A 13,757-nucleotide genomic window follows, 5' to 3' on the forward strand; every position below is an offset into this window, starting at 1 on the left:
CGGGCCGGCCGCGCGGCGCGGCGCACGGCCGCCGGCCGGGCGTTCAGCGACGGCCATTCGAACATGCGCACGCGCGGCAGCAGCCACAGCAGCAGCGGCCCGCCCAGCAGCGCGGTGGCCGCCCCGGTCGGCACCCGCTCCCCCCCGGCCCCGGCCAGCAGCTGCACCAGCCCGTCGGTGAGCCACAGCAGCAGCGCGCCGATCAGCGGCGCGGCGATCAGCCGGGCGCGCTGCGTTCGTGCCCCGCTCAGATTCGCCAGGGCGGGTGCCGCCAGCCCGACGAAGCCGATCACGCCGACCTCCGCCGTCACCGTGGCGGCCAGCCAGACGGCCACGCCCAGCACGGCGAAGCGCGTGGCGTGCAGCGCCACCCCCAGACTGCGCGCGCTGGCGTCGTCGAGCGCCAGGATGGCCAGGGGCCGCGTCAGCAGCACCGCCGCCCCGACGCCCAGCACGAGGCGCGAAGCGATGGCCAGCGTCGGCCCCCAGCTCTGCTGCGCCAGCGATCCGCCGCCCCAGATGAACAGGGAGAACATGTACTCGCCGTTGGCCAGGATCAGCGCGGCGCTGGCCGTGGTGGCGGTCAGCGCCACCATCATGCCGGCCAGCACCACCGCCACCGGCTCCAGCCCGCGCCGCCACGTCAGCGCCAGGATCAGAGCCACGGCCGCCACCCCGCCGGCCAGCGCCACGCCCTCCCGCATCCCCTCCATCAGGGCCGGCGCGTGCAGCGCCGCCACCGTCATGGCCAGCTGCGCCCCGGCCGACACGCCCAGCGTCGAGGGCTCCGCCAGCGGGTTGCGCAGCACGCGCTGCAACAGCAGCCCGGCCAGCCCCAGCGCCGCCCCGGCGACCAGCGCCACCGCCATGCGCGGCACCACGCCGTGCCACAGGATGATGGCGTCGAGGTCCGGCATGGTCGCGGCGGGCGGCGGTGCGGCGATGCGCGCCGCCGACAGGGCGGCGGCCAGCAGCGCCAGCCCGCCCCACAGCAGGGCGGGCCGCGTGCGCACCGCGCGCTCAACCATGCGTGCCTCCACCCAGCGCCGCGGCGGCAAGCCGGGCGAAGCGCACCGCCGCCGGCAGGGCGCCGAAGTGGTTGACCGGCGCCAGATGCGCCACGCGCCCCGCGCGCACCATGGGCAGCGCCTTCCACAGCGCGCTGTCGGCCAGCACGCGGCGCGCCTCGGCCGGTACCGGCTCGACGATCAGCAGGGATGCGTCGGGCACCCGCGCCAGCGCCTCGATGCCCAAAGGGGCGGCGGCGGCGTAGCTGGTGGCGGCCGTCCAGGCGTTCCCGAACCCCAGCCGGCCGAGCACGTCGCCGAACATGCCGTCGGCGCCGAAGGCGCGGACGTGGCGGGCGTCGCCGACGCTGACCACGAACACCGGCCGGCGCGGCACGGCGCGCAGGGTGTCCCGGAAGCCGGCGATGGCGGCGTCGGCGCGCGCCACGGCGGCGCGCGCCTCGGCCTCGCGGCCGAGCGCGCGGCCGAGGGCCAGCGTAGCCTCGGCGGCGCGGGCGTAGGGCGGCACGCCCGGCTCGTACACCGTCAGCGGCAGCACCGGCGCGATGCGTTCCAGCGCGCCGCGCTGGCGTTCGTAGAAGTTGGAGGAGAGGATCAGGTCCGGTGCCGCCAGCCGCAGCGCCTCGTAGTTCGGCGTGCCGCGCAAGCCGATGTCGGCGACGCCGGCCGGCACCTCCGGCTCCACGGCGATCTGGCGGAATTGCAGAAGCTCCGTCGCGGCCACGGGGATGACGCCCAGCAGCAGCGCCGTTTCCAGCGCCGCCCAGTCGATGGCGGCAAGGCGCCGCTCCCCGGCACGGACGGGCGCCGGCACCAGCAGAAGCCCGGCGGCGAGCCCCAGCGCCCGGCGCCGTGTCAGCGGTGCGGTCATCGCACGTACCCGATGGGCTGGCCGGTCGCCGGGTGCGGCAGGGTGCCCATGGCGATGCCGTAGATGCCGGCCAGCACCTCCCCGGTCATGATCGCCTCTGGCGGTCCCTGCGCGATCAGGGTGCCGCCCCGCAGCGCCAAGATGTCGTCGCAGACGCGCGCGGCCATGTTGATGTCGTGCAGTACGACGACGGCGCCGAGGCCGCGCGCGCGGCTCAGCGTGCGCACCAGCCCCAGCATCTCCACCTGATGCGCGATGTCCAGCGCCGAGGTCGGCTCGTCCAGCAGCAGGCAGCGGGCGTCCTGCGCGATCATCATGGCCAGCCACGCGCGCTGCCGCTCGCCGCCCGACAGGCTGTCCACCAGACGGTCGGCCAGCGGGTCGAGCCCGGTGTCGGCCAGCGCGCCGGCCACCTTGGCGGCGTCCTCCGCCCCGAAGCGGCCCAGCGCGCCGTGCCAGGGGAAGCGGCCGAGCGACACCAGCTCGCGCACCGTCAGCCCCTCCGCCGCCGGGGTGAACTGCGGCATGTAGGCGACGGCGCGCGCGAAGTCCCGCTCGCCGAAGTGCGCGAGGTCCTGCCCCAGGACGCGGATGCGGCCGGCGCTGGGGGCGTGCTGGCGGGCGAGCATGCGGATCAGCGTGCTCTTGCCCGATCCGTTGGGCCCCACGAGGCCGTGGATCCGCCCCGGCTCCAGCCGGAACGACAGGCCGGAGACAATCCGCCGCCCGCCGGCGGCGAAGTCCACGCCCTCCACCTCGTACAACGCCGGCTGCATCACGCCGTCACCACGTCAGGTGGGCCTTCAGCCGCGCCGTCCGGCCCTCGGCGTAGCCGCAGGAGAACTGGGTCTGGCAGCTCGCCACGTAGGCCTTGTCGAACAGGTTGGCGACGGTCAGGTCGATGCCCCAGTTGTCCTTTTTATAGCCGACGCGCGCGTCGAACACCGTGGCGGCCGGGACCTTCAGCGTGTTCTCGTTGTCCGCCCAGGAGGAGCCGACGTGGCGCACGCCGCCCCCCAGCACCACGCCGTCCAGCGCGTTGCCCCTGAACGTGTAGTCGAGGGACAGCGAGGCCTGCCGCTCCGGTACGATGAAGGGCGTCTTGCCGATCAGGTTCGGGTCCGCGTCCTTGGTGATCTCCAGGTCGAACAGGGTGAAGGACGCGGTGGCCTTCAAGTTGGGCGTGACGTTGGCCTTGGCCTCGAACTCGACGCCGCGGGAGTTGACCTCGCCGATCTGCGTCTCCGCCAGGAAGGGGCCGGTGACCACGTTCTGCCGCGTCAGGTCGAACAGCGCCACGGTGAACAGCCCGTCCATCCAGGCCGGCCGGTACTTCAGGCCCACCTCGTACTGCGTGCCCGTCTCCGGCTTGAACACCCCGCTGACGGGGGAGGAGCCGAGCACCGGGTTGAAGAAGGTCGACGCGCTGGCGTAGGGCGTCAGGCCGTTGGAGAACTCGTACGCGAGGCCGGCACGGCCGCTGAACTGGCCCTCCGTCCCCTCGTAGGACGGCAGGCCCTTCGCCTTGGTCGACGCGCGGTCGTAACGGCCGTTCAGCGTGACCAGCCAGCCCTGGCCGAAGCGCAGCTGGTCCTGCGCGTAGAAGCCAAGCTGGTGCATGGTCAGCGTCTGGTCGATGTAGGGCGGCGTGCGTGCCCCCTGAACGGCGCCGTAGATCGGGTTGGTGGCGCTGATCGTGGTGGCCGGCCCGGTGGCCTGCACCTGATCCATGGTGAAGTAGCGGTAGTCGATGCCGACCAGCGCCGTGTGCTCCACTGGCCCCGTGCGCAGCTTGGCCTGGAGCTGGTTGTCGACCTGGAAGGTGTGCACCTCCGTCTCGTGCTCGAAATTGATGCGCGCGAGCTGGTTGGTCGGGTCGGTCGGCCGTGGCGAGAAGCCGGCGTAGCCGAAGGGATAGAGCGAGACCTCGTGCACCTTGGCGTAGCCGTAGCGGGCGTTCTGGCGCACCGTCAGGTCGTTGTCGAAGCTGTGCGAGACCTCGTACCCGATGGAGCCCTGGCGGCGGCGGTAGGTGTCGATGCCCGGTTCGGTGAAGTTGGCGTCGCGGTCGATCTTGCCGAACGGGGCGTCCACCACGGTGCCGACATAGGGCAGGAAGGCGCCGCCGTTGTGCGTCTTGTCGATGTCGGTGTAGTTGCCCAGCACGGTCACGCTGGTGCGGCCGTTGGGCGACCAGGTGAAGCTGGGCGAGATGGTGCCGCGGAAGCCGTCCTCGTGGTCGGAATAGCCGTCGCCGCCGGCGATGCGGCCGGACAGGCGGTAGGCCAGCGTATCGTTGAACCTGTCGCCGATGTCGAAGCCGAGGTTCGCCTGCCCGGCGTCGTCGATGCCGGTCTCCACGGTGCGCAGGCGCGTGCCGTCCGGCCGCTTGCTGACGTAGTTGACGAGGCCGCCGGGGTTGCTGCCGCCGTACAGCACCGACGACGCGCCGCGCAGCACCTCGATCCGCTCCAGGCCGAAGCTGTCGACGAACATGCCGCCGAACCCGAAGCCGTAGAGCTGCAGCCCGTCCTGGTAGACGCCGGTCTGCGTCGCCTGGAAGCCGCGGATGAACAGCCAGTTGGTGTCGGCGTCCGGGCCGAAGGGCTGGGCGTAGACACCGGCGGTGTAGCGCAGCACCTCGTCAGCCTTCTGCGCGCCGCGGTCGTCCATCTCCTCGCGCCCGATCACCGAGACGGACTGGGGCACCGCCTCGACCGGCGTATCGGCCTTGGACCCGGCCGTGGTGCGCCGGGCGACGTAGCCGCCCACCGGGCCGCCCACCGGGCCGGTGCCCGTCTCGCCCGAGCCGCCGACCGTAAGCTGGTCCAGCACGATCGGCCTGCTCTGGTCCTGTGCATGCGAAACCGCCGGCCACAGCGCGGTCGCCGCCGCCGTGGTGCCCAGAAGGAAAGACGCCAACACGTTGCGCGGAATATACATCGTACCCCCAGCCCTTTGATTGTCGCCGCGCTCTTTTCTCCAGCATCCGGTGGTGGCGGATGCATTCGGCATGCGCTGGTCAGGACCGGGGTATTACCATGGGCGCAACGGGCAATATTGAACCGCCTTGCGGTGGATTGGACGATCTTTGGACGTTCTTGCGCATCCCCGTCACGCCGCCCGGCTGCGCTGCCACGCCGCCGGCGTGGTGCCGACCACTTGCCGGAAGACGCGCGTCAGGTGCGCCTGGTCGGCGAATCCGGCGGCCGCGGCCGCCTCGGCCGGGGTCGTGTCCGGCCTGGACAGCAGCGCCTTGGCGCGGTCGATGCGGGCGCGCATCTGCCACTTGTGCGGCGGCATGCCGGTGGACGCCTTGAAGGCCGAGCAGAAGTAGGACTGCGACAGGCCGGTCAACTCGGCCAGTTCCTGCAGCCGGATGTTCCGCCCGCAGTTGTCCTCGATGTAGTCGATGGCGCGCTTCAGCTGGCGCGGCGGCAGCTGGCCGCGCTTGCGGTCCGCCTTCGGCGCGATGCGCAGCAGCCCGACCATCATCGCGGAGATCAGGCTGTCCCCGTAAAGGTCATGGAAGCCGCCGGGCTCCACGCATTCCGCGGCGATCAGCCGGGCCAGCCCGAACAGGCGCTCGTCGGAGAAGGTCAGGCGCGGCGTCTCGACGGCATCGCGGTCCAGCTCGTCCGGCAGGCGCGCTTCGAGCGCCGTCAGGTCGAAATGCAGGTCGAGGTGCGTGAGCCGCCGCAGGTTCTCCACCCGCGACCACACCCGCACGCCGGCCGGGACGTAGCTCATCGATTGCCGGCCGATGGAACGGACGGCCCCTCCCTGGTTCGGCGACGCCGTGACGTGGATGCCGCCGTCGCCGACCTGATCCAGCACCACGACCAGACGCGGCGCCTGCGAGATGTACTCGCCGCGCGCCCCGTGCTCGCACGCGACGTTCCACACGTCGGCGATCACGCCGGTCCAGGCGCGCCACCGGAGATCGCCGATCACGGTGATCCCCTCGATCGTGCTTTGCATTCTGGGATGAAACGCCATCCGGTGCCTTCCCACGCGCGGGTCCAACGCACAGCTGGTGCGAAACACCGCCGGAGCGGTGACGTCGGCGGCATCCGTGGGTATACGGCATGTTGCGATTGATAACAAGTCGCAACTGGACCGCGCCGGTGCGGGTCAGAGCACCTTGCCGGGGTTCATGATGCCGTGCGGGTCGAACAGGCGCTTGATCCCGCGCATCAGTTCCATCTCCACCGGCCCCTTGAAGGCGGCGAGCTGGGCGCGGATGCTCTGGCCGATGCCGTGCTCGGCGCTGATGGTGCCGCCCAGCGACACGGCCAAGTCGTGCACCACGCCGTTGACGGCGTGCGCGATGGGCTCCAGCGGTTCGCCCGACGCGCGCAGGCTTTCGGGCAGGATGACCACGAGGTGGACGTTGCCGTCGCCGATGTGCCCGACCGCCACCACCCGCGCGTCCGGCCGCAGCGCCTCCACCGCCGCCGTGGCGCGCGCCACGAACTCCGGGATGCGGGAGATGGGCACGGCGGTGTCGTGGCCGATCACGACGCCGCTCTTGCGGTTCGCCTCCGACACGCTGTGGCGCAGCTTCCACAGCGCCGCCGCCTGGGCGCCGCTGCGGGCGACGGTGGCGTCGGCGACGGTGCCGGCCTCCAACGCGCCGGCCAGCGCGTCCTCCAGCGCCGCGCCCAGGTTGGCGCCCAGGTCGGTGTCGGGCAGCGTGTCGGTGACCTCCACCAGCAAATACCAGGGGGTACGCGTCTCCAGCGGCCGCACCGTGTCCGGCACGTGAGCCAGCACGCCGGCCAGCTGGCCTTCCGACAGGATCTCCGCCGTGGTGACGCGGTCCCCCAGATCGGCGCGCAGGCGCGCGAACACCTCCAGCGCGTTGTCGAGCGCCGGCAGGGCCAGCAGCGCGGTGGCGGATGACTTCGGATTCGGGAACAGCTTCAGGACCGCGCCGGTGATGACGCCCAGCGTGCCCTCCGCGCCGATGAACAGGTGCTTCAGCGCGTAGCCGGTGTTGTCCTTGCGCAAGGGGCGCAGCCCGTCCAGCACCTCCCCGTTCGGCAGCACGACCTCCAGCCCCAGGACCAGCTCGCGCATGGTGCCGTAGCGCAGCACGGCGGTGCCGCCGGCGTTCGTGGCGATGTTGCCGCCGATCTGGCAGGTGCCCTCGCTGCCCAGGCTCATGGGGAACAGGCGGCCGGCGTCCCCGGCGGCGCGCTGCACCTGGGCCAGCGTGCAGCCGGCGTCCACGGTGATCGCGTCGTCGTGCGCGTCGAGGCCGCGGATGCGGTTCATCCGGGCCAGGCTCAGCACCACCGCCCCGCCCGAGGCGTCGGGGATGGCGGCGCCGCACACGCCGGTGTTGCCGCCCTGCGGCACCAGCGGCACGCGGCGTTCGGCGCACAGGCGCACGATCGCCGCGACCTCCGCCGTGCCGGCCGGGCGGACGACGCACAGCGCCGCGCCGCGGTAACGCCCGCGCCAGTCGGCGACGAACGGCTCGGTGTCCGCCGCGCCGCGCAGCACGTGCGCCGCGCCGACGATGCTTTCCAGATCCCGGAGGATGTCCGGCATTCGTTTACAGTCCCAGATAGGCGGTCTTGATGCGCGGGTCGGCGAGGAGCGTGTGCGCCGCCTCCTGCATCACCACGCGGCCGGTCTCCAGCACGTAGGCGCGGTCGGCCAGCCGCAGCGCCAGATCGACCCGCTGTTCGACCAGCAGGATGGTGATGCCGCCGGCGTGCAGGCTCTTGATGGTGTCGGCCAGCGTGTCGACCATGATGGGGGCGAGGCCCAGGGAGGGTTCGTCCAGCATCAGGCACTTCGGGTTGGCCATCAGGCCGCGGGCGATGGCGACCATCTGCTGCTGGCCGCCGCTCATGGTGCCGGCCTTCTGCGTGCGCCGCTCCTCCAGCACGGGGAACAGATCGTACACCCAGCGCAGCCGCTCGGCGAAGCCCAGGCCGCCGGGGCGGCCGCGCAGGGCGCCCAGTTCCAGGTGCTCCAGCACCGTCATCTCGGGGAACAGCAGCCGCCCCTCCGGCACCTGGACGAGGCCGCGCTCGATCACCTGGTGCGGGGAGAGGCGGTCGATCCGAGTGCCCTCGAAGGTGATGGTGCCGCCGGTGGCGCGCAGCAGGCCGGAAATGGCCTTCAGCGTCGTCGTCTTGCCCGCCCCGTTGGAGCCGACGAGGGTGACGATCTCCCCCTCCTCCACGCTCAGCGACACGTCGTGCACCGCCTCGCGGTGGCCGTAGCGCACGCTGAGGTTCTCGACCTTAAGCATCGACCTGCTCCCGTCCCAGATACACGCGGATCACCTCGGGGTCGTTGAGGACCTGGGCCGGGGCGCCCTCCGCGATCTTCACGCCGTGGTCCAGCACCAGGATGCGGTCGCACACGCTGGCGACCACGCGCATGTGGTGCTCGACCAGCAGCACGGTGACGCCGCGTGCCCGGATGCGCCGGATCATCTCCACCAGCCGCTGCCCCTCCTCGGGGTTCATGCCGGCGGCCGGCTCGTCCAGCAGCAGCAGGCGCGGCTGCGCGGCCAGCGCGATGGCGATCTCCAGCCGGCGCTGCTCGCCGTAGGACAGCGCGTCGGCCAGCACCTCGGCGCGGTGGTCCAGGTCGCAGAAGGCCAGCGTCTCGTGCGCCCGGCGGCGCACCTCCTCCTCCTCCCGCCGGTAGGCGGGGGTGCGGAAGACGGCGGCGCCCCAGCCAGCCCGCGTGGTGCGGTAGGCGGCGCTGCGCACGTTGTCGAGCACGCTCAAGCTGGGGAACAGGCTGGTGATCTGGAAGGTGCGGGAGACGCCGCGCTGTCCCATCGCGTGCGACGGCGCCCCCGTGCAATCCACCCCGTCGAAGCGGATGCTGCCCGACGACGGCGGGAAGGAGCCGCCCAGCATGTTGAACAGCGTCGTCTTGCCCGCCCCGTTGGGGCCGATCAGCCCGACCACCTCGCCCGCCCGCACGGTCATGTCCACGTTGCGCACTGCGGTGAGGCCGCCGAAGATCTTGGTCAGGCCGGTCACCGCCAGGATATCGCCGGTCATTTCGCACCTCCCTCGGCGGTGGGCAGGGATCCGGCGGGGGCCGTGGCGTCGGAGGCGGCGCGCGGGCCCCCGCGCCAGCGGTGCCACAGGCTGACGAGGCCGCCGGGAAGGAAGACGACGGTGCCGGTCAGGAGTGCGGCGAAGATCACCATGCGCAGCGGCCCGGCGACGCGCAGCGATTCCAGGAGGCCGATGTAGACCAGGGCGCCCAGGATCGGCCCGACGATGGTGCCGCGCCCGCCGATGATGACGATGATGATCAGCGCCGCCACGTTGTGCACGCCCATTACGTCCGGCGTGATGACCTTGATGTAGTGGGCGTAGATGGCGCCGCCGACGCCGGCGATGGCGGTGGCCGCGACGAAGCCCAGCAGCTTGGTGCGGAACACGTCGATGCCCAGCGAGGCGGCGAGCGGCGCGTTCTCCCGCACGGCGATGAAGGCGCGCCCGGTGCGGCTGGTGACCAGCGCGTGGCAGAGGTAGGCGACGGCCAGGACGAGGGCGAAGACCAGGTAGTACGTCTCCCGCGCACCCGTGAAGGTGACCGGGCCCAGCGACAGCGGCGGGATGTTGGAGATGCCCATCGGCCCGCGCGTCAGGTCCACCCAGTGGTTGGTGACCGTGTAGAGGATCGAGCCGAAGCCCAGCGTGAGGATGGCGAACTGCGGCCCCACCACGCGCAACGCCGCGTAGCCGATCACCAGCCCGAACAGCGCCGCCGCCGCCGCCGCCAGCGGCAGGCCCAGCAGCGGCGGCACGCCCAGCTGCGTCGACACGATGGCCGAGGCGTAGGCGCCGACGCCGACGAAGGCGGCGTGGCCGAACGACAGCTCCCCCAGGTAGCCGATGATGATGTTGAGGCTGAGCGCCAGCAGCGCGTAGAGCATCCACAGCACCAGCAGGTGTTCCAGGTAGGCGTTGCCGGCCAGGAAGGGCAGGGTGCCGAGCGCCAGGACGGCGCCCAGCGTGACGATCTGGTTGTTCATCGAAGCCCCCGTGCCGTGCTGAACAGGCCGCTGGGGCGCCACAGCAGGACCGCGATGATCATCGCGTAGCCGATCGCCTCCATGAAGCCGAGCGAGATGTAGCCGCCGCCCAGCGATTCGATGACGCCCAGCAGCAGCCCGGCGAACAGCGCGCCCTGGATGCTGCCCAGGCCCCCCATGATCACGACGATGAAGCCCTTCAGCACGGCCCAGTTGCCGATGGTGGGGAAGATCATCACCGTCGGTCCGACCAGCGCGCCCGACAGCGCCGCCAGCCCGCAGGCGAGCGCGAAGGTGTAGGTGTGCACGAGCCCGATGTTGATGCCGGTCAGCGCCGCGCCGTCGGGGTTTTGCGCCGTCGCCCGCATCATCTTGCCGAAGCGCGAGTACTGGATGAACAGGTAGACCGCCACCAGCGCCAGCACCGCCGCGATGAAGATCAGGGCGCGCTGCTGCGTCAGGGTGACGGTGCCGATGTCGACGATCTCGTCCGCGAAGGGGCTGGAGACGTACTTGGGATCGGCACCGAACAGCAGTTCGCCCCCGTTGGCGACGAGCAGGGCGAGGCCCAGGCTGGACAGCAGGATGGTGAACTCGTGATCGCGCCGCAGCGGCCAGAAGATCAGCTTGTTGGCGGCGATGCCCAGCCCGGCTACCAGCACCGCGGCGATCGCCACCGCCGTGATGTAGTCGACCCCGGCGAGCGTGCCGACGAAGTACGTCAGGTAGGCGCCCAGCATGTAGAACTCGCCATGGGCGAAGTTCACGATGCGCAGGACCCCGAAGACCAGCGTCAGGCCGGTGGCGATGAGCACATAGGCCATGCCGTTGACCAGGCCGTTCGCGATTTGCTGGGCGAAGACGGTGAGATCCATGGAGGTTCAAGCCTTCCGTGTCGGGACGGGGCGTCCTGAAAGCCCTTCTCCCCTTGAGGGAGAAGGGTTGGGATGAGGGGTCGTTACCGCCGGAAGGCGGGAAGAGAGTCTTTGTCCGGGCTGCCGCCCGTAACCACCCTCACCCCAACCGCGACGCCCTTCGGCGTCGCCCCCTCAAGGGAGAGGGGCTTTTTGGAGCCGCGTCAGCGGACGCTGACGATTTCCTTGTTCTTGACCTGCACGAGGTGGATGGGCTGCGTCGCCTGTCCCTTGTCGGAGAAGCGGACGTTGCCCAGCACGGTCGGGATCTCCTGCGCCTTCAGGTGCGCGGCGATCTTGTCGTAGGCGCGCGGATCGCCCGCGGCGTTCACGCCGGCCGCCAGAACCTCGACCGCCTGGGCGCCGAGTGCCGCCAGGAACGACGGCTCGTTCTTGAAGCTCTTCTTGTACTCCGCCAGCCACGGGGCCATGGAGGGCTGGCCGTTGTCGGCGGTGAAGGGCGAGGCGGAGTAGACGTTCTCCAGCGAGTTGCCGGACAGCTCCACCAGCTTCGGGTTCATGTTGCCGGCCGACGCGATCACCTTGCCGCGGTAGCCGGTCTGGCGGATCTGGCGGTAGATGGTGGCACCCTGCGAGGTGTTGATGGCCGCCACGTAGATCGCGTCCGGGTTCAGCGACTTTAGCTTGGTCAGCGCCGTGGTGAAGTCCGTGTCGGTGCGGTTGTAGAACTCGTGGCCCTTCACCTCGATCCCGCAGGCACCCAGCAGCTTGGTGTAGTTCTCCAGCTCCAGCCGCCCCCAGTCGTCGTTGACGTTGATGAAGGCGACCGACTTCGGCTTGATGACGTTGCAGATGGCCTTGGAGTAGAACTCCGACATCATCGCCGAGGTGGCGTTCAGGCGGAACAGGTACTTGTGCCCTTCCTCGGTCACCTTGGGGTGCTGGGAACTGGTCATCACGGTGATGATCTTGTCCCGCGTGACTTCCTTCATGGACAGCGCCACGGCGCTGAACCAGCCGCCGACGATGAGGTCGACATTGTCCTGCTCGATAGCGCGCTTGGCGGCGCTGACGCCGTCCTCGGGCGAGCCCTTGTCGTCGTAGTTGATCAGCTCGATCTTGCGGCCGCCGGCCACGCCGCCCTTGGCGTTGATCATGGCCGCCATGGCCTGGGCGCCCTCCAGGCCGAGCTGGCCCTCGAACGCGCCGGTGCCGCTCATCGGGCCGATGAGGGCGATGCGCACCGGCGGCTGCTGCGCCTGCGCGACGCCGAGGGGAGAGAGCAGCGCCAGCGCCGCCGCCGCCGCGATGAGATCCCGCCTACCGAGCATGGTTTCCTCCTGTTCGTATTCGTTGTTGCGTCAGGCGCTCTTCAGGTACCGCTTCTGCAGCTCCTCGATCTGGGGGAAGCCGATGAAGTCGATGAAGCTGTTGTGGTCTGTCACCGGGCGCGGCAGATCCTTCGTGGAATGCCGCTGCGCCAAGGCCGTCAGGTTCTCTTTCAGCGCCGCCGCCACGGTCATCAGCGGGACCAGCGCGTAGGTCGCCATGCCCGCCACCGACGCCACCTCGGCCGGCGACAGGTCGCGCTCCAGCCAGCCCAGGAGCTGGAGCGACAGCGGCACGCCGCACGCCTCGCGCATCGCGCGCAGGCCGTCGATGGAGTTGAAGCACTTGCTGATCGGCTGGATCATGTCGGCCCCGGCGGCGACGTAGGCGCGCCCGCGCTCCATGGCCGCCGCCCCGTCCACCACGTCGGTGCGGGCGATGATCAGCATGTTGGGGTCGCGCCGCGCGGCGACGGCGGCCTGGATCTTGGCTACCCCTTCCTCCAGCGGGATCACCTCCACCCCGCCCACGCAGATCGGGCAGCGCTTGGGGGCCACCTGATCCTCCATGATCACCGCCGACACGCCGGCCGCCTCGAACTCGCGGATCGTGCGCATGACGTTGATGGCGTTGCCGTAGCCGGTGTCGATGTCGGCGATCACCGGGATGGTCACGGCGCCGGTGACGTTGCGCACCACGGTCAGGTTCTCCGACATGGTGTACAGCTCGGCGTCCGGCTGCCCCAGGAAGGAGGCGGACACCCCGAACCCGGAGGTCATCACCGCGTCGAAGCCCGCCGCCTCGATGTACTTGGCCGACAGCGCGTCGTAGGCGCCGGCCGACCACACCGTCTTCTGGGCGAGCACGCGGTTGCGGAACTCAACTCCCCGGATGGACATCGGCTACTCCCTCATGTTCGGTGTGCTTGTGTTCGGTTTGGGCGGCGGCTTGCCGCTTCAGGTAGGGGACGAGGCCGCCGGCCTCGATCATCTCGGCGTCGGCCTGCGGCAGCGGCTCGAACGCGATTTCGGTGCCCCGGGTGTGGTTGCGGATGACGCCGGCCGCCCAGTCCACCTCCACCTCGTCCCAGCGGCGCACGAAGCCGAGGATCCCGGGGCAGCTCACCTGCGGGAAACCCATGCTGACCTCGCCGCGCCAGTAGCCGGGGGAGAAGGATTCGGCGATGACGCCCGCGATGCCCAGGTGCCGCATGGCCTTCATGGGCGGGTAGTGCGGGTGGCCGTAGCCGAAGTTCTCCGCCCCCACCAGCAGGTCGCCGGGCTTCACCTGGGCGGCGAAGTCGGGGTCGTAGGACTGCATGGCGACCTTGGCCAGTTCCTCCACGTCGGTGATCTTGATGTTCTTGACGCCGATGATCTGGTCGACGTCGAAGTTGACCTCGTCGAAGATGAAGGCGACGCGGCCGCGCAGGGTCTTCAGCGCCATGGCGGGCCTCACAGGTAGGGGCGCGGATCGGCGATCCGGCCCTCGATGGCGGAGGCGGCGACCACGGCGGCGTTGCACAGGTAGATCTCCGAATCCGGGCTGCCCATGCGGCCGCGCACGTTGAGCGTGCCGGTGGAGACGGCGCGCTGCCCCGCCGTCATCGTGGCGATGCGCCCGAAGCA

Annotated in this window: 13 protein-coding genes; all 13 read right to left on the reverse strand. The window is 70.9% G+C overall.

Translation table 11 applies throughout. From position 1 onward, the window contains the following. A partial coding sequence (locus VED21_RS20995; RefSeq protein WP_324885661.1) for an iron chelate uptake ABC transporter family permease subunit occupies window positions 1-1,028 on the reverse strand: 1,028 nt, incomplete at its 3' end. Next, entirely contained in the window at window positions 1,021-1,899 is an 879-nt protein-coding gene (locus VED21_RS21000) for an ABC transporter substrate-binding protein (protein ID WP_324885663.1), read from the reverse strand. The genes VED21_RS20995 and VED21_RS21000, both read right to left, overlap by 8 nt. After that, window positions 1,896-2,675, reverse strand: a complete 780-nt coding sequence (locus VED21_RS21005; protein WP_324885665.1) for an ABC transporter ATP-binding protein — start codon at window positions 2,673-2,675, stop codon at window positions 1,896-1,898. Before VED21_RS21005 ends, VED21_RS21000 begins: the two co-directional genes overlap by 4 nt. A gap of 7 nt (window positions 2,676-2,682) precedes the next feature. After that, a complete protein-coding gene (locus VED21_RS21010) occupies window positions 2,683-4,842 on the reverse strand; it encodes a TonB-dependent siderophore receptor (RefSeq protein WP_324885667.1) in 2,160 nt (719 codons plus the stop codon). A gap of 171 nt (window positions 4,843-5,013) precedes the next feature. Next, on the reverse strand, window positions 5,014-5,853 hold the full coding sequence (locus VED21_RS21015; protein WP_324885669.1) for an AraC family transcriptional regulator: 840 nt from the start codon (window positions 5,851-5,853) through the stop codon (window positions 5,014-5,016). Window positions 5,854-6,033: 180 nt separating this feature from the next. After that, entirely contained in the window at window positions 6,034-7,458 is a 1,425-nt protein-coding gene (locus VED21_RS21020; RefSeq protein ID WP_324885671.1) for an FAD-binding oxidoreductase, read from the reverse strand. A gap of 4 nt (window positions 7,459-7,462) precedes the next feature. Then, a complete protein-coding gene (locus VED21_RS21025) occupies window positions 7,463-8,170 on the reverse strand; it encodes an ABC transporter ATP-binding protein (protein WP_324885673.1) in 708 nt (235 codons plus the stop codon). Then, complete coding sequence (locus VED21_RS21030; RefSeq protein ID WP_324885675.1) at window positions 8,163-8,939, reverse strand: ABC transporter ATP-binding protein; 777 nt, start codon at window positions 8,937-8,939, stop codon at window positions 8,163-8,165. Before VED21_RS21030 ends, VED21_RS21025 begins: the two co-directional genes overlap by 8 nt. Continuing rightward, complete coding sequence (locus VED21_RS21035; protein WP_324885677.1) at window positions 8,936-9,925, reverse strand: branched-chain amino acid ABC transporter permease; 990 nt, start codon at window positions 9,923-9,925, stop codon at window positions 8,936-8,938. The genes VED21_RS21030 and VED21_RS21035 overlap by 4 nt, the downstream gene beginning before the upstream one ends. Continuing rightward, complete coding sequence (locus VED21_RS21040; RefSeq protein ID WP_324885678.1) at window positions 9,922-10,800, reverse strand: branched-chain amino acid ABC transporter permease; 879 nt, start codon at window positions 10,798-10,800, stop codon at window positions 9,922-9,924. Before VED21_RS21040 ends, VED21_RS21035 begins: the two co-directional genes overlap by 4 nt. Before the next feature lie 203 nt (window positions 10,801-11,003). Further along, entirely contained in the window at window positions 11,004-12,131 is a 1,128-nt protein-coding gene (locus VED21_RS21045; protein WP_324885680.1) for an ABC transporter substrate-binding protein, read from the reverse strand. Window positions 12,132-12,161: 30 nt separating this feature from the next. Then, window positions 12,162-13,028 (reverse strand): isocitrate lyase/PEP mutase family protein, encoded by an 867-nt coding sequence (locus VED21_RS21050; RefSeq protein WP_414638253.1) that lies wholly within the window; start codon window positions 13,026-13,028, stop codon window positions 12,162-12,164. Continuing rightward, window positions 13,009-13,575 carry a 3-isopropylmalate dehydratase gene (locus tag VED21_RS21055; RefSeq protein ID WP_324885682.1) on the reverse strand — a complete coding sequence of 189 codons (567 nt, stop codon included), beginning with the start codon at window positions 13,573-13,575 and terminating at the stop codon, window positions 13,009-13,011. Before VED21_RS21055 ends, VED21_RS21050 begins: the two co-directional genes overlap by 20 nt. Window positions 13,576-13,757 lie beyond the last annotated feature (182 nt).

It is taken from the genome of Azospirillum sp., assembly GCF_035627195.1.
Classification (GTDB): Bacteria; Pseudomonadota; Alphaproteobacteria; order Azospirillales; family Azospirillaceae; genus Azospirillum.

Excerpts from the sequence above, each read along its gene's own strand:
- VED21_RS21000 (WP_324885663.1), bottom strand. The coding sequence starts at position 1,899 with ATGACCGCACCGCTGACACGGCGCCGGGCGCTGGGGCTCGCCGCCGGG.
- VED21_RS21005 (WP_324885665.1), bottom strand. The coding sequence starts at position 2,675 with ATGCAGCCGGCGTTGTACGAGGTGGAGGGCGTGGACTTCGCCGCCGGC.
- VED21_RS21010 (WP_324885667.1), bottom strand. The coding sequence starts at position 4,842 with ATGTATATTCCGCGCAACGTGTTGGCGTCTTTCCTTCTGGGCACCACG.
- VED21_RS21020 (WP_324885671.1), bottom strand. The coding sequence starts at position 7,458 with ATGCCGGACATCCTCCGGGATCTGGAAAGCATCGTCGGCGCGGCGCAC.
- VED21_RS21025 (WP_324885673.1), bottom strand. The coding sequence starts at position 8,170 with ATGCTTAAGGTCGAGAACCTCAGCGTGCGCTACGGCCACCGCGAGGCG.
- VED21_RS21030 (WP_324885675.1), bottom strand. The coding sequence starts at position 8,939 with ATGACCGGCGATATCCTGGCGGTGACCGGCCTGACCAAGATCTTCGGC.
- VED21_RS21035 (WP_324885677.1), bottom strand. The coding sequence starts at position 9,925 with ATGAACAACCAGATCGTCACGCTGGGCGCCGTCCTGGCGCTCGGCACC.
- VED21_RS21040 (WP_324885678.1), bottom strand. The coding sequence starts at position 10,800 with ATGGATCTCACCGTCTTCGCCCAGCAAATCGCGAACGGCCTGGTCAAC.
- VED21_RS21045 (WP_324885680.1), bottom strand. The coding sequence starts at position 12,131 with ATGCTCGGTAGGCGGGATCTCATCGCGGCGGCGGCGGCGCTGGCGCTG.
- VED21_RS21050 (WP_414638253.1), bottom strand. The coding sequence starts at position 13,028 with ATGTCCATCCGGGGAGTTGAGTTCCGCAACCGCGTGCTCGCCCAGAAG.
- VED21_RS21055 (WP_324885682.1), bottom strand. The coding sequence starts at position 13,575 with ATGGCGCTGAAGACCCTGCGCGGCCGCGTCGCCTTCATCTTCGACGAG.